Below are 23,109 nucleotides of genomic sequence, written 5' to 3' on the forward strand. Positions count from 1 at the left end.
GGAGGGTCGCGCGGATGAGGCAGCCCAGCCGCCGGCAGGTGATCGCTCTCGGGATCGGCGCGGTAGGATCGGCTTGGCTACGGCCGGCTGTCGCCGCTGCCGCGAACGACGCGAAGACCGAATCTCATGGTGAATCCCACGGCATGTCGGCATTCGGCGACTTGAAATACCCTGCTGATTTTCACCACTTCGATTACGTCAATCCCGACGCGCCGAAAGGCGGCCTGTTCTCGACCATTCCGTCGAGCCGCGCCTTCAACCAGTCGTTCCAGACCTTCAACTCGCTCAACGCCTTCATCCTGAAGGGCGATGGCGCGAAAGGCATGGAGATGACGTTCACGTCGCTGATGGCGCGCGCCGGCGACGAGCCCGATGCGATGTACGGCCTGGCTGCAAAGTCGGTGCGCATCTCGGCCGACGGTTTGACCTACCGTTTCACCATGCGGCCCGAAGCGCGGTTTCATGACGGGAAGAAACTGACGGCACGCGATGCCGCGTTTTCGCTGACGATCCTCAAGGCCAAGGGGCACCCGCTTATCACGCAACAGATGCGCGACATGGTGAGCGCGGAAGCGGCCGACGACGCGACGCTGGTCGTGACCTTCGCGCCCAAGCGCGGGCGCGACGTGCCGCCGTTCGTCGCCAGCCTGCCGATCTTTTCGCAAGCCTACTACACCGCGCATCCGTTCGAGGAATCGACGCTCGACGTTCCGCTCGGCAGCGGGCCCTACAAGGTCGGCCGGTTCGAGCCGAATCGCTTCATCGAATTCGACCGCGTCAAGGACTGGTGGGGTGCGGATCTTCCTGTCTGCCGTGGTGCTTACAATTTCGACACGGTGCGGTTCGATTTCTACCGCGACCGCGACGTGGCGTTCGAGGGTTTCTCCGGCCGCAGCTATCTGTACCGCGAGGAGTTCACCTCACGCATCTGGAATACGCGCTACGATTTCCCGGCGTTGACCGAGGGCCGCGTCAAGCGCGAGCAGTTGCCCGACGAGACGCCGTCCGGCGCTCAGGGCTGGTTCATCAACACCCGCCGCGACAAGTTCAAGGACCCGCGCGTTCGCGAGGCGCTGGGCTGCGCCTTCGATTTCGAGTGGACCAACAAGTCCATCATGTACGGTGCCTACGTTCGCACGGTGTCGCCGTTCCAGAACTCCGACCTGATGGCGAGTGGCCCGCCGTCGCCGGAAGAAGCGACGCTGCTGGAGCTGTTCCGCGGCAAGGTGCCGGACGAGGTGTTCGGAATGCCGTTCGTTCCGCCGGTGTCGGACGGCTCGGGGCAGGACCGCAAGCTGTTGCGCAGGGCGGCGCAACTGCTCAACGACGCGGGCTTTCCCATCAAGGACGGCAAGCGGATGACTCCGCAGGGCGAGGTCTTCCGCGTCGAGTTCCTGCTCGATGAGCCCGCGTTCCAGGCCCATCACATGCCGTATATCAAGAACCTCGGAACGCTCGGCGTCGATGCGACGTTGCGGTTGGTCGATTCGGTGCAGGCGAGAGCGCGGCGCGACGACTTCGATTTCGACATGGTGATCGAACGTTTCGGCTTCTCGACCGTTCCGGGCGATTCGCTACGGCCGTTCTTTTCGTCGAAGGCGGCAGGGACCAAGGGATCGAACAACCTCGCCGGCATCGCTGACCCCGCGGTCGATTCTCTGATGGAGCAGGTGATCGCCGCCGATACCCGCGCGAAACTGGTGTTCGCCGCGCGCGCGCTGGACCGCGTCATTCGCGCCGGCCGCTACTGGGTGCCGCAATGGTATTCGAACGCGCACCGGCTGGCCTATTGGGATGTGTTCGGACATCCGCCGAGCCTGCCGAAGTATCTCGGCGTGATGGCTCCTGACATCTGGTGGTCGACGCAGACGGGTGCGGCGTCATCTGGGCAGGCAAAATAAGCATGGCTGCCTATATCGTCCGCCGCATTCTGCTGATGATCCCGACCTTGCTGGGCATCCTGTTCGTGTCCTTCGTCGTGGTGCAGTTCGCGCCCGGCGGTCCGGTCGAGCGGGTGATCGCGCAACTGAGCGGCTCCGACACCGGGGGGATGTCGCGCATATCGGGATCGTCCGGCGGCGACTTCGGCGCGCGCGCCCAGGTGGGAGCATCCTCCGACGCCGTCAGTTCGAAGTATCGCGGTGCTCAGGGGCTTGATCCGGCCTTCATCAAAAGCCTTGAACAGCAGTTCGGATTCGACAAGCCGGCGCCCGAACGTTTTCTGCTGATGCTGTGGAACTTCTCTCGCTTCGATTTCGGAAAGAGCTATTTCCGCGACACCACCGTGATCCAGCTCATCAAGGAGAAGCTGCCAGTTTCGATGTCGCTCGGCATCTGGATGACGCTTTTGACCTATCTGATTTCGATCCCACTCGGAATCCGCAAGGCGGTGAGGGACGGATCGCGCTTCGATACCTGGACTTCTGCGGTCATCATTGTCGGGTTTGCGATTCCGGGATTCCTGTTCGCGATTCTTCTCATCATTCTGTTCTCCGGCGGATCGTTCTTCAGCATCTTCCCCTTGCGCGGATTGACGTCGGACGGCTGGAGCCAGTTTCCCTGGTACTGGAAGATTCTTGATTATTTCTGGCATCTCACGCTGCCCATCATCTCGATGGCGCTGGGCGCCTTCGCCACGATGACATTGCTGACCAAGAATTCGTTCCTCGACGAAATCCGCAAGCAGTATGTGATGACGGCGCGCGCCAAGGGCTGCAGCGAGCGGCAGGTGCTTTACAATCACGTATTCCGCAATGCCATGCTGATCGTCATCGCCGGATTTCCCGGCGCGTTCGTTCACGCTTTCTTTTCAGGTTCGCTTTTGATCGAAACCATCTTTTCGCTCGACGGCCTCGGCCTTCTCGGTTTTGAGAGCGTGCTCAATCGCGATTATCCGGTGGTGTTTGGCACGCTGTTCATCTTTTCGCTGGTTGGGCTCGTGATCAACCTGATCTCCGATCTGACCTACATGTGGATCGACCCACGAATCGACTTCGAGGCGCGGGAGGTCTGATGGCGGTGACGTTGCCGAAGCCCGTCGAAGTGGAGGCCGTCTCGCCGCTCGGCGAAGCGGTACCGCCGGCCCGCCATCCGCTGCGCCTGTCGCCGCTCAATCGCCGCCGCTGGCAGAACTTCAAATCGAACCGGCGCGGCTACTGGTCGCTCTGGATATTCCTGATCCTGTTCTTCATCTCGTTGTTCGCGGAATTAATCGCCAACGACCGGCCATTCCTGATCCGGTTTGATGGGCACCTTTATTTCCCGGCATTCGTGACCTATCCGGAAACCGCATTTGGAGGCGACTTCGAGACCGCCGCCGATTATCGCGATCCCTATTTGCAGAAGCTGATCGCGGCCAAGGGTGGCACCATCGTCTGGCCGCCGATCCGCTATTCCTACGATACCCACAACCTCGATTTGCCGACGCCAGCGCCTTCAAAACCGACCTGGCTTTTGACCGAGGCCCAATGCAAGGAGGTGGTGCAGCGAAAGAACCTCACAAGCTGCCGCGACCTCGAATATAACTGGCTGGGCACCGACGATCAGGGCCGCGACGTCGTGGCGCGGCTGATCTACGGATTCCGGATTTCGGTCCTGTTCGGGCTTTGCCTGACCATTGTCTCGTCGGTCATCGGTATCGCGGCTGGCGGGGTGCAGGGTTATTTCGGCGGCTGGGTTGATCTCGGCTTTCAGCGCTTCATCGAAGTCTGGACCGCGATCCCCTCGCTCTATCTGCTCTTGATCCTGTCGTCGATCTTGGTGCCGGGATTCTTCGTCCTACTCGGAATCCTGCTGCTGTTCTCGTGGGTCTCGCTGGTCGGTCTTGTGCGCGCCGAATTCCTGCGTGGCCGAAACTTCGAATACATCACAGCGGCGCGGGCGCTCGGCGTATCGAATGCGACCATCATGTTCCGCCATCTTCTGCCGAACGCCATGGTCGCGACCATGACGTTCCTGCCGTTCATCGTATCGTCGTCGGTCATGACTCTCACTGCATTGGATTTTCTCGGCTTCGGATTGCCACCGGGCTCGCCTTCGCTCGGCGAAATGCTGGCGCAGGGCAAGGCTAACGTGCAGGCGCCGTGGCTCGGCTTCACAGGGTTCTTCGCGCTCGCGATCATGCTGTCGCTGCTGATCTTCATCGGCGAAGCCGTGCGTGACGCCTTCGATCCGCGCAAGACGTTCAGGTAAGGCCCCGGATGGACACCATCGATCAGCCGCTGCTCGACGTTCGCGACCTGTCCGTTGCATTTCACCATGCCGGCGGACCGTCGATTGCCGTTGATCGCATTTCATTCGAGATCAAGCGCGGCGAGTGCGTGGCATTGGTCGGCGAGTCCGGTTCTGGAAAGTCTGTCAGCGCGCTCTCGGTCCTGAAGCTGTTGCCCTATCCGGCCGCATCGCATCCCTCCGGGAACATCCGCTTTAACGGACGCGAGCTGCTCAGCTTGTCCGAGCGCGAAATCAGGAGCGTTCGCGGCAACGACATCTCGATTATCTTTCAGGAGCCGATGACCTCGCTCAATCCGCTGCACACCATCGAGGCGCAGATCGGCGAGATATTGTTGCTGCACGGTGGAATTCGCGGCGCGGCGGCGCGGAAGCGGACGCTGGAACTGCTGAGCCAGGTCGGCATTCTTGACCCGGAAACCCGCCTTGCCAGCTATCCGCATCAACTGTCCGGCGGCCAACGTCAGCGCGTGATGATCGCGATGGCGCTCGCCAACGAACCCGACCTTCTGATCGCGGACGAGCCGACCACTGCGCTTGATGTTACGGTGCAGGCGCAGATCCTCGCCTTGTTGGCGGATATCCGCGCCCGGCTCGGTATGAGCCTTCTGTTCATCACACACGATCTCGGCATCGTCCGCCGCATCGCCGATCGCGTCTGCGTCATGAACGGTGGCAAGATCGTCGAGAAGGGATCGGTCGAGGAGGTTTTTGAGTCGCCGCGGCATCCCTACACGCGCGAACTGCTCGCCGCGGAGCCGAAGCCCGACCCGGCGCCTCCGCGGCCGGAATCGCCCGTTGTGATCGCGGCCGACGACCTCAAGGTCTGGTTTCCAGTCCGGCGCGGTCTGTTACGCAGAACAGTCGGCCACATCAAGGCAGTGGACGGTGTGACGCTGAAGGTGCGCAAGGGCGAAACGCTCGGCGTCGTTGGCGAATCTGGGTCCGGTAAGACTACGCTCGGGATGGCGCTGTTGCGGTTGATCTCGTCGGACGGCCCGATCGTGTTCCTCGGAAAAAATATCCAGGGTTTGCGCTTCAAGGCGATGCGGCCGTTCCGTCGCGATATGCAGATCGTTTTTCAGGATCCGTTCGGAGCGTTAAGTCCGCGGATGTCGGTCGGCGATATCGTGGCCGAGGGCTTGAGCGTGCATCAGCGTTCACTGACGGACGCCGAGCGCGAGACACGGGTGGTCAAGGCTCTGAAAGATGTCGGGCTCGATCCGGCGACGCGCTTCCGCTATCCGCACGAATTTTCCGGCGGCCAGCGCCAGCGTATCAGTATCGCGCGCGCCGTGGTGCTGGAGCCGAATTTCGTCGTGCTGGACGAACCGACCAGCGCACTCGACATGCTGTTTCAAGCACAGATGGTCGATCTCTTGCGAGAGCTTCAGCGCAAGCGCGACCTGACCTACATGTTCATCTCCCACGATCTGCGCGTGGTCGCCTCTCTTGCCAGCCATCTCATCGTGATGCGGCACGGCAAGGTTGTCGAGGAAGGGCCTGCGTCGGAGCTGTTCAAGAGTCCGAAATCAGATTACACGCGCGCGCTGTTCGCCGCCGCCTTCCGGTTGGAGACTGCGTCGGGGGGATCGAGCGCTGACTAGAGCTGTTCCACTTCTGATGGGATCAGAAGCGAGGCTTTGGCTCGAAGAACGCTATCATCAATCAAGCCGCTTGACGCAGGTGACGGTGCTGCCTCCCGCCTGGATGCGGGCCAGCGCTACGTCGATTGTCTCGATCGCCGTTGCCATGTGATAGGCGTTGGCGTGGACGAGCGTGGTTGCGTCGCGGATGATGGCGACGTGTCCTTTCCAGAACATCAGATCACCGCGCCGCAGCTCTTGCGATTCCGCCGAAGACAACGTGCGACCCATGGCTTGCTCCTGCATATCGCTGTCGCGCGGACATGCGATGCCGGATGCGTTGAGCGCGACCTGCACGAGGCCAGAGCAGTCGATGCCGAGGCTGGTCTTGCCACCCCACAGATACGGCGTTCCGACGAACATTTCGGCGACCGCGACGAAATCCGCCACAGTATGATCGAGCGGCGCGATATGGATGGCGGGTATGTAGAGATGACCATTGGCAACGGCAAAATCGCCGTCATGACGCTCGACGGTTAGTCTGGCGCCGATCGATAGCGTCTCAACCGGCGGCAGTTTGATCGACGGTCCGGGAAACGCAAACGTCCGCAGGGCTATGACCTTGTGCGTCGGTGCTGCGCCGGGCCTTGCAAGCGTGCGGTCCGGGAGCCAGCCGACATAGCCGTCGCCTTCCAACTGGCCCCAGGCCCAGCCTTCGGCACTGTGGTCGTAGATCGTGACGCGTTCACCGCGCAGCGCTTGGGTCTCGAGCATTGCATCCGGCGCAGGCTCGCGCTGTAGGGGTGCTACCGCTTCGACGACTTCGTGTTCCTCGCCGTCGGTGAAGCGCGCCGCATTGATCTTGCCCTCGAGATAGCGGGCGGCGACCTCCGGCCGGGCCGGTGTGAGACGCGGATCATCCATAGCGTTTGCTCAGCAGTCTGTAGATCGCGCGCGCGGCCTGGCATTCGCCGCCTTCCGGACGCGCCGGTTTGGCCGACGGCGTCCAGCCGTAGATGTCGACGTGAAGCCAGCTCGCCGCCGCCTCGACAAAGCGTTGCAGAAATAGCGCGCATACGATCGATCCGGCAAAGCCGCCCGACGGCGCATTATTGATATCGGCAACCTTGGAATCGAGCCAAGCACCGTAGGCCGGCCACAGCGGCATCCGCCACAGCGGATCGTTCTCGGTCTGCGCGCATCGCGCGATGTCGAGCGCCAGTGCGTCGTCGTTTGTATAGAACGGCGGCACGTCCGGCCCCAAGGCCACGCGGGCCGCGCCGGTGAGCGTTCCGAGATCGATCAGCAGCTCAGGTGCCTCTTCGTCGGCCAGCGCAAGCGCGTCGGCAAGGACCAGTCGGCCTTCGGCATCGGTGTTGCCGATCTCCACCGTTGGTCCCTTGCGCGACGGAAAGATGTCGAGCGGCCGGAATGCGTTCCCGGCCACGGCGTTCTCAACGGCCGGGATCAGCACGCGCAACCTGACTTTTAGCTTCGCATCCATCACCATCAGCGCTAAAGCGAGCACATTGGCGGCGCCACCCATGTCCTTCTTCATGATCTGCATGCCGCTGGCGGGTTTGAGATCGACGCCACCGGTATCGAAGCAGACGCCCTTGCCGACCAGCGTGACCTTCGGGTGCGTGGGATCGCCCCAGGTGATATCGATCAGGCGCGGCGCGCGCGGTGAGGCCATGCCGACCGCATGGATCAGCGGAAAATTACGCTGCCTCAGATCGTCGCCGATGATGCAACTGAATTCCCCGCCGAAACGCTGGGCGAGATGATGAGCCGCTGCCGCAAGTTCTTCGGGTCCCATGTCGTTGGCCGGCGTATTGATCAGGTCGCGGGCAAGTGATGCCGCTTCCCCCATCCGCGAGATGGCCGCGATGTCGACGCCCTCGGGCGGCACCAGACGCGCTTTGGGTGCGTCGGCCTTGCGATAGCGATCGAAGCGATAGCTGCCGAGCGCGAAGGCCAGTGTCGCGAGATGGATATCGCGCGGCGCATTGGCAAAGCGGAAGGTGCCGGGCGGCAACAGACCCGGCAGCTTGCCCGCCAGAAAGGGATCGCGCGTTCGGTCTGATTCCTCGCCAAGACCGAAGAGAATGTGTGAGATGTCGCCGTTCGCCGCAGGTAGCGCGAGGTACTGTCCCGACTTGGCCAGAAAGCCGCTCGCCTCGGCAAAACGGCGAGCAGGACCGTCGGGCGTTGCGTCAGCCGCTTGCCAAGCTGCCTTCGACACAAAAATGATCGGAATAGCCGCCTCGGCTGACGAAGTCGCAAACGCGGGATGCATGGTGGGTGATCTCATTCCGTTGGAAGAGGGAGAGTTAAACCGGAAGCGACGCTGGCGCCAGTCGGAGTAGTTAACCAGACGTTAGGGTTAACAGTCTATTGCTGAAGTGGCCCAACTTTCGATCAGCCGCAATTGCGAGTGAAAGTGCCATGCGTCAGCAGTCGTGCCTTGCTAGGCTTCTCGCATCCGCTACCGTAACGGCAATGCTGGCGTCCGGTCTTGCCGGCTGTCAGACCGCGGGCATGCGTGATGTCACCGGCTCGATAGGCACGAAATCCGCGACAAATTCCGAAACCGATCCGCATCAAGTGGCCGAACTTTATGGCGAGAAGTTTCGCGCCAACCCCAAGGATGTCGACGCGGCCCTGAAATATGGAGCGGCATTGCGCGCCATCGGGCAGCGCGCTCAGGCGGCCGCGGTGTTGGAACGAGCCGCGATTCTCAATCCTGGAAACAAGTTGGTGCTTGCCAGCTGGGGTCGGGCATTGGCTGACAACGGGCAGTCGCAGCAAGCCTTCGATGTTCTCGGCCGGGCGCACACGCCGGCGAATCCGGACTGGCGGATTCTTTCCGTCCAGGGGACGACGCTCGACAAGCTCGGCCGTCACGAGGATGCGCGCCGCTATTACGCGAGCGCGCTCAGAATCGTGCCCGACGAGCCCTCGGTGCTGTCTAATCTCGGAATGTCGTATGTCCTGACCAAGGAGTTGCCGAAAGCAGAGGAGACCTTGCGTCGTGCTTACGCCGGCGCTCCGGTCGATGGCCGGATCCGGCAGAACCTGGCTCTGGTCGTCGGATTGCAGGGCCGGTTCGACGAAGCCGAGGGTATCGTGAAGGCCGATCTGCCCGTCGATGAAGCAGCGGCGAACGTGGCCTATCTGAAGCAGATGCTCGGGCGCGGCGTCAACGCTCGGGTCGGTGCGGCTGATGCGGTCAGGCAAGACTCTCGCAGATCACGGGCGGAAAGCTATCCACGGTCGGACGGGCCGGTCTCTTAGACTGCCGTTCTGCAAAGCCTCAGTGCATTTGCGCTGCGATCTTGATGCCGCTCGGTCCGAGAATGACCACGAACAGAACGGGCAGGAAGAACACGATCATCGGGACCGTCAGCTTGGGCGGCAGAGCGGCGGCCTTCTTCTCGGCCTCGTTCATGCGCATATCGCGATTTTCTTGCGCCATTACGCGAAGGCTTTGCGCGAGCGGGGTGCCGTATCGTTCTGACTGCTGGAGTGCGAGACACACCGATTTAACTCCTTCGACACCGGTGCGGTTCGCCAGATTTTCGTAGGCGATCTTGCGATCCTGAAGGTACGACAGTTCTGCTGTGGTCAGAGTAAATTCTTCCGCCAGCGCGACCGACTGGTTGCCGATCTCCGTGCTGACCTTGCGGAACGCGACTTCGATGGACATGCCGGATTCAATGCAGATCAGCAGCAGATCGAGCGAGTCGGGGAAAGCTCGCTTGATCGAGAGCTGGCGCTTGGTAATGGCGTTTTTCAGAAACAGCATTGGCGCCTGCAAGCCCAAAAACGCCGCACCGATGCAGATGCCGATCTTGATAGGGGTGGAGTGCTGCGTGTGCGATAGCAGAAAAACGTAGGTGATCGCTCCGATCAGCATCACGATCGGGGTGACCATGCGGAAGAATAGAAAGGTGACGTAAGGAGCCTGACCGCGATAACCAGCCATGACGAGTTTTTCGCGTGCGGCCTCCTGAGCCACCCACTTCCCAAGATTGAGATCGTCCACGATCTTCGAGATGAACTGCTTCGGTGCTTGACGAAGAGAGACCTTTTCGGATTTCGCGAGCCGCTCGCGCTCCCGCTGCCGAATGCGCTCGCGCTCGCTGGCGACGGCCTTCATCCGCTTGGTAAAGCCATCCGTCGCAAGAAAAGGCGTGACCAGCGTGTAGATGGTGGCGCTGGCGGCGATGGCGGCGAGGACCATCGTCATGAACCGCGGGTCGTGGAATTTCTCGATCAGGAACTCGAGCATGTTGCACCGTCAGAAATCGAAATTGATCATTTTCTTCATCACGTAGATGCCGGCCGACATCCACAGCACGGAGCCGGCCAGCATCAGCCGCCCGGTGGGATGGGTCCACAGCATCGCGATGTAGTCAGGCGTGGATAGATAGACCAGCAGCATGACGAGCGGAGGCAGCGAGCCGATGATCGCGGCGGACGCCTTGGCCTCCATCGACATGGCCTGGATTTTCTCGGCCATCTTCTTGCGGTCGCGCAGCACCTTGGACAGGTTGCCGAGTGCTTCCGACAGATTGCCGCCCGATTTCTGCTGGATCGAGATCACGATCCCGAAAAAGTTCGCTTCCGGCACCGGCATGCGTTCGAACAATCGCGAACAGGCCTCGCCGAGTGGCATGCCGATCGCCTGTGTTTCGATGATGGCTCGGAATTCGCTTTTTAACGGCTCCGGCGAGTCGGCGGCGACGACCTTGAGCGATTCAAACAGCGGCAAGCCGGCCTTGATGCCGCGGACGATCACGTCCACCGCATCGGGAAGAGCCCGCAGGAACTCAGTCTCCCGACGTTTCTTGAGAAATCCGAGGAGCCAGCGCGGCACGCCGAAGCCTGCCGCGAATGCCAGGCCGACCGCCGCAATCGGTCCGGCTCCCCAAATCATTGGAACGGCGAAACAGATCAGGGCGAAAATGCCGGAAACGATCAGAAACTTCTCCTTCGACCATGACAGGCCCGCCTGTGTGATGCGATGGTTGAGGGTGACTTTTCTGTCGCGTTTTTGGCGTTGCTCGATTTCCCGTAGCGATCCCTCGATCTGCTCGCGGCGCGAGCGCTGGGTTCTATCGACTTGTCGGATATCCGGATTGGTTCGCGCGAACGCGGCCCGGCGCTTCTCCGCCTTCACCTCGCCCGACAGCGTCGGATACAGGAAAACCCATGCGACGCCGCCCACTGCGGTTGCAGCCATGAATGCCAAGGCCAATGTCTGCAAGCTCATGAGCGCGCGTCCTCAGATCTCGACCTTGACTTCCGACGCATCGAGCGCGGCTGCGAGCCGCTTCTCCTCGTTATAGTACCGCGCGCGTTCCCAAAATCGCGGCCGGCCGATTCCCGTCGAACGGTGCCGGCCGATCACGTTGCCGTTGGCATCCTCGCCAAGCAAGTCGTAGACGAAGATATCCTGGGTGATGATGGTTTCGCCCTCCATCCCCATCAACTCGGTAATGTGAGTGATGCGCCGCGAGCCGTCGCGCAGCCGTGCGGCCTGGATGATGATATCGATCGAGGCGCAGATCATCTCGCGGATTGTACGCGAAGGCAGCGAAAAGCCGCCCATTGTGATCATCGACTCGCAGCGCGATAGCGCTTCGCGCGGATTGTTCGCGTGCAACGTGCCCATCGAGCCGTCATGGCCTGTGTTCATTGCCTGCAGCAGGTCAAACGCTTCCGGTCCGCGAACCTCGCCGACGATGATGCGTTCGGGTCGCATGCGCAGACAGTTGCGGACCAGGTCGCGCATCATGACCTGACCCTCGCCCTCGATGTTCGGCGGACGGGTTTCGAGCCGAACGACGTGCGGTTGCTGCAACTGAAGCTCGGCCGCGTCCTCGCAGGTGATGATGCGCTCGTCGTGGTCGATATAGTTGGTGAGGCAGTTTAGCAGCGTGGTCTTGCCGGAGCCGGTGCCGCCCGAGATCAGCACATTGGCACGGCACCGACCGATAATTTGAAGGATCGTGCTGCCTTCCTGGGTGATGGCGCCGAACTTCACCAAATGGTCGAGGGTCAGCTTGTCCTTCTTGAACTTGCGGATCGTCAGCGCGGGCCCGTCAATCGCGAGTGGCGGGACGATGGCGTTGACGCGGGATCCGTCGGCAAGACGCGCATCGCATATCGGCGAGGATTCGTCGACCCGCCGGCCAACCTGGCTGACGATGCGCTGACAGATGTTCAATAGTTGCTGGTTGTCGCGAAACCGGATTCCGGTTCGCTGGATTTTTCCTGCGACTTCGATGAAGACCGTGCCGGCGCCATTGACCATGATGTCTGCGATATCGTCGCGGGACAGGAGCGGCTCGAGCGGGCCATAACCGAGAACGTCGTTGCAGATGTCGTCAAGCAGTTCTTCCTGCTCGGCGATAGACATCACGATATTCTTGATCGCGATGATCTCGTTGACGATGTCGCGAATTTCCTCGCGCGCGGATTCGCCGTCGAGCTTGGCGAGCTGAGCGAGATCGATGGCCTCGATCAGCGCGCCGAAAATGGTGGCCTTGACCTGGTAATAGGTGTCTGACCGGCGGGTATCGATGGTCGGCGTTTGGGTCGCCGGGCGTGTTGGCGCGAGCTGCGGTGAGGAGACTTTGGGCGGAGCGATTTCCGTAGACGTTTGCGCAAGCGGGGCGGGCGGTGTGATCTCCGTCAGGCCCGCCAGCTTCCGGGCGTTATCCTCTGGTCCGCTACGCTTGCCAAACACGACGGTACTCCACGCAAAGACTTATTTTGCCCGCAACTTCTCGATGAATGGCGGCAGGAACGATTTTCTCGGTTTTTTCGCTTCGCCGCGGCCGGTCAGGCGTTGGGCGATCTGCAGGAACATTTCGGTAGTGCGATGGCTCGGCGCGATCTCCGCGATCATCTGGCCGTTGTTCGCGGCCGACCCGAACATCTGCGGGTCGAACGGGATGCTGACGATCGGCTGGCTTTCAATGGCCTTGGCGAATTCACTGGCGCTGATTTCCGGTCGCTTTGGAACCCCGACCTGGTTGAGGCAATACAGTGGAGGTCGATCGTTCGGCCGCGCGGCCTTGAGCAGGTCGAACAGGTTTTTTGTGTTGCGAAGGCTGGCGAGATCGGGTGTCGCGACGATGAGGATATCGTCCGCTCCGATCAGGGCTCGCCTGGTCCAGCCCGACCATTGATGCGGTATATCGAGCACAATGCAGGGCATCGTCGCCCGCAGCGTATCAAGGGTCGAATCGAATGCCTCCGTCCCGAAGTCATAGATGCGGTCCAGCGTCGCCGGCGCGGCGAGTAGACTGAGGTGATCGGTGCATTTCGACAACAGGCGATCGACGAAAGCGGTGTCGATACGGTCCGGCGAAAAGACGGCGTCGGCGATTCCTTGAGATGGGTCCTGATTGAAGTCCAGCCCAGCGGTACCGAAAGCGAGGTCGAGGTCGGCGACAACGGAATCGAGCGCCAGATCGCGTGCAATAGCCCAGGCGACATTATGGGCAATCGCCGAGGCGCCGACGCCGCCTTTGGCGCCGGCAATTGCGATGACCCGGCCGACCGCTTTCGCTTCCGGGGCTGAAAACAAGCCGCAAACGGAGCGTACGATGTCGATGGGAGCGATGGGCGCGATGACATAATCGCTGACGCCGCGCTTGACCAACTCGCGATACAGCGTCACGTCGTTGACGCGGCCGATCACGATAACGCGCGTGCCTGCGTCGCACACGGTCGCAAGGTGGTCGAGTGCCGTCAGAATGTCGCCGCGCTCTTCGGTCTCGAGAATGATGACGTTCGGTGTCGGCGCCGACCGATAGGCTTCCACCGCAGCGGCCATGCCGCCCATCTGGATCTTGAGGTGAGCCTTGGCCAGCCGGCGATCCTCGCCGGCGGCTTGAACTGCCGACGCTGTTTCCATCGTCTCGCAAAAGACCTGCACCGATACACGCGGCGCCGGTGCAATATGATCTTCCGCCCCCGGCGGAGGGGATGTGGTCGAGTCTGCGTCCTGGCGAGCGTAACTGATCATTTGGCTGTGTCGCTGAGTTTGGCTTTTTCGGCTTCGGGATAGTCCGTCGCGGTGGTCATGCCCTTGCGATACTTTTCGAAACCTTCGGTGCGGCGAGCCGTGTAGGGCGGAGTTTCGGGCCGCGGCTGGACGAGGTCCGATGGATTGTCGATCATCGATGCAAGGTTGCGCTGAGCGGCGCACCCAAAATTCCAGTAAGGCTTGTTATCGAGATAGCCCCTGTTCTTGATCGAAGGGCCGAGATCGTCAGGCCAGACACCGCACGGGCCTGCCACGGCGCCGATTCGCGGGTAGGTCAGGCGAATGGTTGCGAACAGGCGCGGATCGGCGGGGTGGTATTGCCGGACGATGATCCCGCGTGGCGGCACCCCGGCTGCGTTCAACAGCGAACGCACCTCTTTGAATGAATCTGCCGCCGCCCGGGCATTGCTGGTGCCCGTGGGTACCTCAGCGATAATGGCGCCGGTTCCCTCGCGGAGCCAGACGCTCGCAAGCCCGATGACATCTGCGCGCTGCGGAGCCGTCAGGCCGCCTCGTGTGTTGCCGACGAAGATATTGACGGTTTGGTCGGTTTCCTGGATCGCGATAGGATGCCGTAAGCGATAATCGTTCGGAATGCTCGCGGTGGTTTCCACCGGACCCGTATGAGTGCAGGCGCCCAGCGCGGCGGTAAGGCCGGCGACGAGGACGGCCATGCGAAGGTTGCGGCGTTCGGCGGAATCTGCGGATGTCATCGTTTCGTTCCTTGCCAGCCTCAGTCGGTGATGAAGCCGTAAGTGCCGCGATAGTTACGCGCGGGTTCGGCACGACCCGGAGCGCCGTAGATGCGGTTGATGCTTCCCAGGAGGTCGGACTGCGGGTCGGATGCGTCGGCGAAGCCGTCATCAGGCCGCGACAAATCCTTTTGTGCGACGGCGCGCACCACATAGGGAGTTACGAGGACCACCAGTTCGGTCTGTCCGTTGACATAGTCGCGGCTGCGGAACAGCGATCCGAGGACCGGCAACTGGGTGAGTCCAGGCAAGCCGTTGATGGCCTGCTTGGTCTGCTCCTGGATCAGGCCGGCCATCGCCATCGAGCCGCCGGACGGAATCTCCAGTGTCGTTTCCGCGCGCCGGGTTCTTATCGATGGGACGGTGAGTGAGTTGCCGATTGTCTGGGTTATTGTCATCGAGTTCTCGCTCGACAGTTCCGAAACCTCGGTCATCACCCGCAGGCTGATCCGGCCTTCGGTCAGCACCACCGGCGTGAAATTCAGCGAGATGCCGAACTTCTTGAATCTGATCTGCGTCAGGCAGACCCGGGTTGCGGGATCGCATGAATAGCCCGCTGGAATGGGAAACTCGCCTCCCGAGACGAACGTTGCCGACTCACCGGATATCGCGGTGAGGTTCGGCTCGGCGAGCGTCCGGATCACACCTGCGCTTTCCATGGCGCGAAGCGTAGCCTGTACGCTCGGGACCACCCCGGGATAGCCGGCCTGCCCGGGCAGGAGATTTGTCAGGCCGGAGGATCCGGTAAGACCATTTCCAGTTACAAGCGGCCTACCGAGAGCGGTGAACGGATTCGAATTGCTGAAGTTCACGACCGCGGTGCCGTAGTTCATGTTGGCGGTGAGGTCGATGCCCATCTGCTTGATGATGGTGCGAGCGACTTCGGCGACCGTGACCTTGAGCATGACCTGGTCGCGACCGCGGACGGCGATATTGTTGACGACTTTCTGTGCGCCGTCGGCGAGGCGTGCGGCGAGATCGCCGGCCTGTTGCGCTTCGATCGGGCTCGACACCCATCCTGAGAGCATGACTCCGTCGCCCAAGCCATCGACCTTGATAGCGGCGTTCGGCAAAAGCTGCTTGAGCGCGGCGCGCAAGCCGTTCAGGTCGCGCGTGACCGCGATATCGTAAGCCGAGATCTGCTGGCCGCTGCTATCAAAGAATATGATGTTGGTTTGGCCGACTGCCGCGCCGATGATGTAGGCGCGTTGCGCTGACCTCACCACGGCATTTGCGATCTTCGGGTCGGCGACCAGAACGTCCTTCACGTCGCGGGGCAAATCCACCACCACCGACTTGCCGATACCGAGCGAGAGAGATTGCGCGGACATCTTTGCGCCGGCCGTTGCGGCGGACACGGGGTAATCGCTCGCGAACACCGGCGTCAGCGCCGGGTTCAGCGTGAAAGCGCCAATTGCCGCGAAGGCGAATGACCGTGACACAAAGGCCCGTACTGATGTGGGTTTTGTCGTCCATTCCATGACGGGCGTCCTCATTACCTCTGTACGGTGGTCTGAGACGGAACGCCGTAACGGACGACATTGACGCTGTCGCGCCTCCGATCATCGGTGTCACTTTCCGGGGCATTGGCGTCGGCGAGGCTGCGCAGCGCGAGCGACAGCGTTCCCATCTGGCGCGACCGCGCCAGCGTCTCCGCCTGCTCCGGTTTCAATTCGAGCGTTGCGGTCCTGCCGACCACGACCTTTTGCCCGTTCTTCTCCTCGATGGTCTGATCGACCGCGAGAACGCGCACGTTGCTGAGAATGGTCTCCGAGTTGACGGAATCCCCGCTCGGATGATCAGAGTCTTTCTCCCGCCTCGAGAGGATCACGTCGACGCGGTCATTGGGAAGAATGAAGCCGCCAGCTCCTGTCTCCGGCGAAATTTCGGTCGAAATCGCGCGCATCCCCGTTGGCAGGATTGCCGCCATAAACCCGGATCCCTTTGCGCTGACGAGCTTGGGTTCGCGAATGGGCTCTCCGGCGATGAAAGGCGAGCGGGCGATCGACCCCTCGAGTTGCGTGGTGGCGTCCGGACGTCGGTCGCGGCGAATGAAGCTGCTACTGGCGCTATCTGCTGGCCAGGTCTGCCACGTCACGTCGCTTGCGGTGACCGCCTGACCGAGCGGGATGTCGGACTTCGCAACCAGGACGTCGACGGTCGGGAGTTGTACCGTCTGAGCGGGTTCGGGTTTCTTGTCGGATCCGCTCGCGAGGTAGGCGGCGAGGCCGCCAGCGCCGACTGCGATAGTCAGAACGACAATGCGTGCGGTATTCATGCGCTTGATTTTCCACGTTACGGCGCCGCGCTTGCGTCGCCGTCACGGGAGTTGAACATTTATTCGTCAAAGCATGGTTAATGAGGCGTATCTAAATCGCGTTAATGAGATGTTGCTTGTGCGCGATCACTGGAAACCAAAGCGCGTCAGATCGACCGCACGTATCCAGTCGGTTTCCGGATAAATCAGCAGAGCGGCAAAGGCGAGCGCGATGCCATAGGGAATTCCCGTATCCCTGCCGTGCAGTCGGAGAAGCCAGTCTTGACTGCAAAGCAATGCCGGCAAGGGCCATTGCCGGAACTGGAGCAGCGATAGCGTTAGAACTCCGCCGAGTAGGGAAGCATAGACGAGGTACTCCAGCGTATGTCCGAAGCCGAACCAGAGGGCGGCCGCTGCGGCCACCTTGGCGTCGCCGCCGCCGATCCAACCCATCGCAAAACAGGAGAAGGCCACAACGAGAACCGCCAGCCCCGCTCCCGCATGGGATAGCATCTCGTGAAGTCCCATGCCGCTCAGGAGAGCCATCACGAGAAAGCCGGCTACCAAAAGCAACGAGACTCGATTCGAGATCGTCATGGTAAGCAGATCGCTCGCGGCCGCGAACGCCATCAAAGCGGGGAATAACAGCAATCGTGCGACATCGAGTGCCATGGAGATACCAGTCCCGATTTCCTCTACGGCGTAATCCGTTATGGAGTCCGATCGTAGCCGTCCGATGTGAACATTCTGGAAATGAGAAAGGTCATGGCCATACAGCGATAATTCTGGCTGCAATGGCAATGACGGCGATGGTGAGTGCCATGCAAATGGTTTGGATCGCCCGTTTCGTTGGCTCATCATAGGGCGAAGAATGCGTCTTGGGTACGGAAGGTCTGGACATGATCGTGGCTGCGCGAAAAAGAAGGGAAGTAGGAACAGAAAAGGTCCCGGCATGCCGGGACCTTTTCGATCGCAAAACCGGAAGGTTTCGCTTACTTCATATTGCTGGTGACGTTCGTGAACGTGGTGTTCAGCTTGGTTCCGAGCGCGTTGACGGCGGCGATGATCACGACGGCAATGCCGGCGGCGATCAGGCCATATTCGATGGCGGTCGCGCCGGACTCATCCTTCAGAAAACGGGAAAAAAGGCTCTTCATAACTGGCTCCATGTGTTCACGTGGCTGTCGAACTACCTGGTCCTAACGGCGTTCTCAGCACCGTGACCATGTCGTCACCGTAAGCGGGGAGAATTGCAGCGCAGTTAATTTGATTGAATAAAACAGAGTCATAACCGGCTGTGTGTGTCTCAGAGTGAATTTATATTTAAAGGAGATTTATAAAAATGCGTTCTACTTAGAAGTCGCGCTGGAGCATGTTCGCGGCGGCTGCTTTTGCAGATCGCCTTCCGTCCGAAAGCGAGGCCGGCACGTTCCCCTGGTACGCGTTTGCAGTTCATTCATCAATTAACGGCAAATTTCATGTCATGGCCGGCAGTGTTGGCATCGTCCTTTTCGGCCCCTGTGCGTTCCGGAGTAGAGTATGTGGTTTAAGTCCCTGCGCGGCCCTTCGCCTGCTTCGGTCATCGGCATGTCACTCGCAGCGGCAATTTTGCTTGGTCCGGTGGCGGCTCCCGCCGAAGTGACCAGTGATCCGATTTCCGTCAATGTCGACCAGGCGAAGCTGGTCAGGCTGCCCGGGCATATCGCGACGATTGTGGTCGGTAACCCGCTAATTGCCGACGTTACTCTACAGCCTGGCGGCCTCGTTGTCGTGACCGGTAAGGGTTATGGCGCAACCAACGTGATTGCGATGGACCGCGCTGGAAGCATTCTGGTCGATCGCGTCATTCAGGTCGAAGGGCCGAGCGATCAGGTGGTGACGGTCTATCGCGGCCTGGAGCGTGAATCGTATAGCTGCATGCCGATTTGCCAGAAGCGGGTCACCCTCGGGGACAGCACCGCTTACTTCAAGGCGACAATGGACCAGGCCAGCAATCTGAGTTCGCAGGCAGGCGGCACCTCCACAAAATAAGAACGCCGATTGATGACTGGCTTCCAGCTCTGCTGGCAGCAGCACTGCTTCACCGATCCTGAATCGGTTAATATCTGGTATACGGCGAGGGGCATTCTGCTTCTATCTGACGAAACACTTCAACAATCAGTTTCGGCTAGTCCTTGACGGTAGATAAATCCCGCCGTGTGCAAGGATTTCACGATGTCGCCGTTTCTCCGCCTCAGGTCCACAGCCGTAAGCGCGGCTCGTTTTCGCGGCAATCAGCGCGGGTCCGCGGCGGTGGAGTTTGCTCTCGTCGCACCGCTGTTCTTCGCGCTCCTGTTCGCGATCATCGAGACAGGATTGGTGTTTTTTGCGAGCCAGAGCCTTGAGACCGCCTTGCAGGACTCCGCGCGCGCGATCATGACCGGTCAGGCGCAGATCAGCAATCTCACAAAACAAAGCTTCAAGGCCAACATCGTCTGCAAGTACGCCGGTAGTCTGTTCGACTGTGAGAACGGAATCTTTGTCGATGTCCAGAGCTATCCCTCCGGTTTCGGGAGCGTGACGATCTCCGATCCGATCTCGGGAGGAAACTTCGTCGATAACACCCAATACAATCCGGGTGGCCCGGGGGACATTGTCGTTGTGAGGCTGTTCTATCAGTGGCCGCTGTATGTCACCGGACTGGGCTACAATCTCGCCAACCTGAGCGGCAGCAAACGGCTGCTGTCGGCGACGGCCGCCTTCAAGAACGAGCCCTATCCGGCCCCGACACCATCATCCTGATGATCGGTATGCGGGAAACGGCAGTGTATGCGAATTGAGAATGTGAAGCTGATGTTGAGAGTGTTTTCGAGCGAAGTGGATACCGGTTCGCGTGAAGACAACGCGTCAAAACAAGAATCTGGGGCCTCGTTCCGATTCTATCGGAATGGAAATGGCTCGAGTATCCGGTCTTGCCTCAAACGTACGGCCGCAGCGCTGCGGCGGGATTCGCGCGGCATGGCAGCGACCGAGTTTGCGATTATCGTGCCGATGATGCTGGTGATGCTGTTCGGGACCATCGAGGTGTCATCAGGCGTGGCGATCAATCGCAAGGTCACGCTGGTCGCGCGGACATTGTCCGATCTCACCTCGCAGTCCAGGGCGGTTAACGATGCCGACGTGACGAATTTTTTTGCTGCCAGCTATGGCATCATGTGGCCCTATCCCTCGGAACCGGTTCAGGCCACGATTTCGGAGTTGTATATCGATCCTGCGTCTTCGGTGGCGCGGGTGCAATGGAGCCAGGGTAAAGCACCGCGAGGTACAGGGTCAACAGTCGGCATTCCCTCGGGGCTCATCGGGCGTGATTCGTCGGGCAACGTGCTCCCAAATCAGTACCTGATCTTCAGCGAGGTCAGCTACCTCTATCAGCCAATCGTCGGCTACGTCATCTCGCAGGCCGGCATCAAGCTGAGCGACACCACTTATACCCGCCCGCGTAAGTTCAGCTGCGTCATCTATCCCCCGCCGCCCTCGGGCAATTTTCCTTCTTGCCCGACCAATTGAAGTTACGCGAAAACTCCAAGGTATCGCCACAAACCAAAAAAGGCCGCGCTGAGGGCGCGGCCTTTTTTCTGATGTGATCTTTTGGTTATCAACAGGAGCAGGTCGCTGCCTAACCAGCCGCGCGGAGATTGTCGGCTGAAGATTTTCCAGAACGGCGATCAGCGACGATTTCGTAGCTGATCTTCTGTCCTTCACGCAGCGTTCCGAGTCCGGCACGCTCAACCGCGCTGATGTGAACGAACACGTCGTTGCCGCCATCGTCAGGTTGAATGAAGCCGTAGCCCTTGGTTGCGTTAAACCACTTCACGGTTCCCATGCTCACGGGTAGTCCCTTTATCAAGTACGTATGTCGAAGCCCGCTTTTGGCGGGCTGGTGAGATTGGATTTTTGGAAGGGTCGTCAGCGTCTAAACCGGCTATACCGGTGGTAGCTAATGTCGTCCGGCCGAAAATCGCTAACCCTATATTATTCGAAGGTAAGCTCCGAAACAATCCTGACGTGCAGGATTTTTTAAAGGTGCGTCGCCGGGCCTTTGGCCCCTATCGGCGAGCGGTCTTTCCCACGCCGAGAAAGGGTTATCTGCGGCGAAACTGGCCACCGCGCGGTGGGCCGCTGCGCGGCGGGCCACCGGGACGCTCGTCCTTGTGCCGGAAGATCAGACGCCCCTTCTCCAGATCGTAGGGTGACATCTCGATGGTGACGCGGTCGCCGGCCAGCGTCTTGATCCGATTTTTTTTCATCTTGCCGGCGGTATAGGCAACGATTTCGTGTCCGGCATCGAGCTGCACCCGATAGCGGGCGTCAGGCAGAATTTCGGTAACCAGTCCTTCGAACTGGATCAGTTCTTCTTTCGCCATGAGTTTCTCCGGATCGAGTGGCGGTTCACTAGATCACGAGGATGGCGGATCGAAGCGATCCAAAACCATGACCGTGATCGATTCCTATATTCTGATAAGCGGGAAGGGCCGGAAAACCGCTACTTGCTCGCCCGCTCTGGTCTTGCGATTCTAGCATTTGCATCCGTCGGGCAGGAGTCCTGGACAGGAGTCCTGCAAATGATCTCTGGATCGGCATTCTCTTATCGACTTGCCGCGAGTGGATAGCAAACGTCACATTCACCCGCTAGCGCTGAGGCGGCTGGTTGGATTTAAGGCGCGCCGGCCGACTTTTGCGATGCAGGAACGCAACCCCCTGCATCCCGTCGGCCTTGCTCCCCTGTGATGAACGGGAGGGCTCTTGCCGGGCGGTTTCCGATCGGCGGTTCGTTTGCGGCGTCCCCTTGCCATTACGGCGGCGACGGCGCGGGCTTTTTGCGCCGGGAGCGGCGGCGTCCGCTCTGGTCGCATGACCGTGGGGTGCGGGGCGTCCGCTGCGAGGCTGTTGCTGAACCGGCGCGGTCTCGCGCTGCCCCGGTGTCCGGCGGTCTTCTCTTGGCAGCACCACGCGGATCAGTTTCTCGATATCGCGGAGATAGGCCATTTCTTCTGCTCCGGCGACCAGTGAGATCGCCGCGCCTTCGGTGCCTGCGCGCGCGGTGCGGCCAATGCGATGGACGTAAGTCTCCGGGACATTCGGGAGGTCGAAATTGACGACGTGGCTGATCCCGTCAACGTCGATGCCCCGCGCCGCGATGTCGGTCGCAACCAGCGTCCGGATCTCGCCGGTTCGGAACGCCGCCAGCACGCGCTCGCGATGGTTCTGCGATTTGTTGCCGTGGATCGCATCAGACCTGATGCCGGACTTGGCAAGGCTTTTCACGACCTTGTCGGCGCCGTGCTTGGTTCGCGTAAAGATCAACGCCCGGTCGACCGGCTCCTGCTTCAGGAGCTGGGCCAGGAACGCGGACTTGTTGGCATGATCGACTTGGATGATGCGTTGGGCGATGCGGTCCACGGTCGAGGCGACCGGTGTTACCGCGACGCGAGCCGGATCGCGTAACATCTGGTTGGCGAGCTCTGCGATGTCTTTTGGCATGGTGGCCGAGAAAAGCAGCGTTTGCCGCTTCATCGGCAGCTTGGCGATGACTTTGCGAATGTCGTGGATGAAGCCCATGTCGAGCATGCGATCGGCTTCGTCCAGCACGAGAAATTCGACCTGGCCGAGTTTCAACCCGTTGCTTTGAACGAGATCGAGCAAGCGTCCTGGCGTAGCGACCATGACGTCGACGCCGTGCATGACAGAGCGGACCTGCCGTCCCATCGGGACGCCGCCGATCGCGAGAGCTGAAGTCAGGCGCATGTGACGGCCGTAGGCGTTGAAGTTTTCGAGGATCTGGCCCGAAAGCTCGCGCGTTGGGCTGAGCACCAGAACCCGGCAGTTCTTGGATTGCGGCTTGATGCGATTCTGCAGCAGCCGATGCAAGATCGGCAGCGCGAAGGCCGCCGTCTTGCCGGTGCCAGTCTGGGCAATCCCGACAATGTCGCGTCCCGCAAGGGCAAGAGGAATGGTTTGAGCTTGGATGGGCGTGGGCGTCAGATAGTTTTCTTCCGCGAGCGCACGCAAAATCGGATCGGCAAGGCCGAAATCCTGAAAGGTAGACAAAAGGCTGTTTCTTTCCATTAAGCGACCAGGCGCCCGGGCCACATCGGCCGGAGCGTACCAGGGCGTCTGTGACACCCGCGTGTTTGGGGCGTCGATGAGGTTAGCTAGAGAAAGGGCAAGCCAGAAACCGTC

Annotated in this window: 22 protein-coding genes; 8 read left to right on the forward strand and 14 right to left on the reverse strand. The window is 60.6% G+C overall.

Annotated features, from left to right (window positions below):
- Positions 1–14 precede the first annotated feature (14 nt).
- Genes ACM561_RS01560 through ACM561_RS01575 form a run of 4 tightly spaced genes read left to right on the forward strand, consistent with a single transcriptional unit; the run spans position 15 to position 5,837 of the window.
- A complete protein-coding gene (locus tag ACM561_RS01560) occupies positions 15–1,901 on the forward strand; it encodes an extracellular solute-binding protein (protein WP_425907531.1) in 1,887 nt (628 codons plus the stop codon).
- Between the two features lie 2 nt (positions 1,902–1,903).
- Positions 1,904–3,013 carry a microcin C ABC transporter permease YejB gene (locus ACM561_RS01565; protein ID WP_425907533.1) on the forward strand — a complete coding sequence of 370 codons (1,110 nt, stop codon included), beginning with the start codon at positions 1,904–1,906 and terminating at the stop codon, positions 3,011–3,013.
- Entirely contained in the window at positions 3,013–4,191 is a 1,179-nt protein-coding gene (locus tag ACM561_RS01570; RefSeq protein WP_425907534.1) for an ABC transporter permease, read from the forward strand. The genes ACM561_RS01565 and ACM561_RS01570 overlap by 1 nt, the downstream gene beginning before the upstream one ends.
- 8 nt (positions 4,192–4,199) lie before the next feature.
- On the forward strand, positions 4,200–5,837 hold the full coding sequence (locus ACM561_RS01575; protein ID WP_425907536.1) for an ABC transporter ATP-binding protein: 1,638 nt from the start codon (positions 4,200–4,202) through the stop codon (positions 5,835–5,837).
- A 57-nt stretch (positions 5,838–5,894) separates the two neighbouring features.
- Here ACM561_RS01575 and ACM561_RS01580 read toward each other — a convergent pair whose 3' ends face one another.
- Together ACM561_RS01580 and ACM561_RS01585 are read right to left on the reverse strand one after the other, a co-directional pair.
- A complete protein-coding gene (locus ACM561_RS01580) occupies positions 5,895–6,740 on the reverse strand; it encodes an NlpC/P60 family protein (RefSeq protein ID WP_425907538.1) in 846 nt (281 codons plus the stop codon).
- Positions 6,733–8,115: a leucyl aminopeptidase family protein gene (locus tag ACM561_RS01585; protein WP_425907540.1), complete on the reverse strand. Its 1,383-nt coding sequence runs from the start codon at positions 8,113–8,115 to the stop codon at positions 6,733–6,735. Before ACM561_RS01585 ends, ACM561_RS01580 begins: the two co-directional genes overlap by 8 nt.
- A 149-nt stretch (positions 8,116–8,264) precedes the next feature.
- Here ACM561_RS01585 and ACM561_RS01590 point away from each other — a divergent pair, with 149 nt between their 5' ends.
- Positions 8,265–9,113, forward strand: coding sequence for a tetratricopeptide repeat protein (locus tag ACM561_RS01590; protein WP_425907541.1), 849 nt, complete (start codon positions 8,265–8,267; stop codon positions 9,111–9,113).
- A gap of 19 nt (positions 9,114–9,132) precedes the next feature.
- Here the strand turns inward: ACM561_RS01590 and ACM561_RS01595 are convergent, their stop codons facing one another.
- From ACM561_RS01595 to ACM561_RS01635, 9 genes are all read right to left on the reverse strand, one after another.
- The gene (locus ACM561_RS01595; RefSeq protein ID WP_425907542.1) at positions 9,133–10,110 is read right to left on the reverse strand and encodes a type II secretion system F family protein; all 978 of its coding nucleotides are present in this window, start codon (positions 10,108–10,110) and stop codon (positions 9,133–9,135) included.
- Positions 10,111–10,119: 9 nt separating this feature from the next.
- Positions 10,120–11,094 carry a type II secretion system F family protein gene (locus ACM561_RS01600; protein WP_425907544.1) on the reverse strand — a complete coding sequence of 325 codons (975 nt, stop codon included), beginning with the start codon at positions 11,092–11,094 and terminating at the stop codon, positions 10,120–10,122.
- Positions 11,095–11,106: 12 nt separating this feature from the next.
- Positions 11,107–12,513 carry a CpaF family protein gene (locus ACM561_RS01605; protein WP_425909865.1) on the reverse strand — a complete coding sequence of 469 codons (1,407 nt, stop codon included), beginning with the start codon at positions 12,511–12,513 and terminating at the stop codon, positions 11,107–11,109.
- An 81-nt stretch (positions 12,514–12,594) separates the two neighbouring features.
- Positions 12,595–13,860: an AAA family ATPase gene (locus ACM561_RS01610; protein ID WP_425907546.1), complete on the reverse strand. Its 1,266-nt coding sequence runs from the start codon at positions 13,858–13,860 to the stop codon at positions 12,595–12,597.
- A complete protein-coding gene (locus ACM561_RS01615; protein ID WP_425907547.1) occupies positions 13,857–14,594 on the reverse strand; it encodes a CpaD family pilus assembly protein in 738 nt (245 codons plus the stop codon). The genes ACM561_RS01610 and ACM561_RS01615 overlap by 4 nt, the downstream gene beginning before the upstream one ends.
- A 20-nt stretch (positions 14,595–14,614) precedes the next feature.
- Positions 14,615–16,114, reverse strand: coding sequence for a type II and III secretion system protein family protein (locus tag ACM561_RS01620; protein ID WP_425907549.1), 1,500 nt, complete (start codon positions 16,112–16,114; stop codon positions 14,615–14,617).
- A 14-nt stretch (positions 16,115–16,128) separates the two neighbouring features.
- On the reverse strand, positions 16,129–16,911 hold the full coding sequence (gene cpaB, locus ACM561_RS01625) for a Flp pilus assembly protein CpaB (RefSeq protein ID WP_425907551.1): 783 nt from the start codon (positions 16,909–16,911) through the stop codon (positions 16,129–16,131).
- A 126-nt stretch (positions 16,912–17,037) separates the two neighbouring features.
- Positions 17,038–17,562, reverse strand: a complete 525-nt coding sequence (locus ACM561_RS01630; protein WP_425907552.1) for an A24 family peptidase — start codon at positions 17,560–17,562, stop codon at positions 17,038–17,040.
- Between the two features lie 320 nt (positions 17,563–17,882).
- Positions 17,883–18,047 carry a Flp family type IVb pilin gene (locus ACM561_RS01635; protein WP_425907554.1) on the reverse strand — a complete coding sequence of 55 codons (165 nt, stop codon included), beginning with the start codon at positions 18,045–18,047 and terminating at the stop codon, positions 17,883–17,885.
- A gap of 382 nt (positions 18,048–18,429) precedes the next feature.
- On the opposite strand from ACM561_RS01635, the gene ACM561_RS01640 reads away from it, so the two are divergent.
- The 3 genes from ACM561_RS01640 to ACM561_RS01650 all read left to right on the forward strand — a co-directional run bounded on the left by ACM561_RS01640 (position 18,430) and on the right by ACM561_RS01650 (position 20,436).
- Positions 18,430–18,921, forward strand: a complete 492-nt coding sequence (locus ACM561_RS01640; RefSeq protein ID WP_425907556.1) for a pilus assembly protein N-terminal domain-containing protein — start codon at positions 18,430–18,432, stop codon at positions 18,919–18,921.
- A gap of 183 nt (positions 18,922–19,104) precedes the next feature.
- Entirely contained in the window at positions 19,105–19,671 is a 567-nt protein-coding gene (locus ACM561_RS01645; protein WP_425907558.1) for a TadE/TadG family type IV pilus assembly protein, read from the forward strand.
- A 216-nt stretch (positions 19,672–19,887) separates the two neighbouring features.
- On the forward strand, positions 19,888–20,436 hold the full coding sequence (locus ACM561_RS01650) for a TadE/TadG family type IV pilus assembly protein (protein WP_425909867.1): 549 nt from the start codon (positions 19,888–19,890) through the stop codon (positions 20,434–20,436).
- A gap of 109 nt (positions 20,437–20,545) precedes the next feature.
- On the opposite strand, the gene ACM561_RS01655 is transcribed toward ACM561_RS01650, so the two are convergent.
- The 3 genes from ACM561_RS01655 to ACM561_RS01665 all read right to left on the reverse strand — a co-directional run bounded on the left by ACM561_RS01655 (position 20,546) and on the right by ACM561_RS01665 (position 22,995).
- Complete coding sequence (locus tag ACM561_RS01655) at positions 20,546–20,758, reverse strand: cold-shock protein (RefSeq protein WP_002714433.1); 213 nt, start codon at positions 20,756–20,758, stop codon at positions 20,546–20,548.
- Between the two features lie 253 nt (positions 20,759–21,011).
- A complete protein-coding gene (infA, locus tag ACM561_RS01660) occupies positions 21,012–21,293 on the reverse strand; it encodes a translation initiation factor IF-1 (protein ID WP_011313644.1) in 282 nt (93 codons plus the stop codon).
- Between the two features lie 265 nt (positions 21,294–21,558).
- Entirely contained in the window at positions 21,559–22,995 is a 1,437-nt protein-coding gene (locus tag ACM561_RS01665; protein ID WP_425907560.1) for a DEAD/DEAH box helicase, read from the reverse strand.
- Positions 22,996–23,109 lie beyond the last annotated feature (114 nt).

The sequence above is a fragment of the Nitrobacter sp. TKz-YC02 genome (assembly GCF_049852135.1).
GTDB classification, from domain to species: domain Bacteria; phylum Pseudomonadota; class Alphaproteobacteria; order Rhizobiales; family Xanthobacteraceae; genus Nitrobacter; species Nitrobacter vulgaris.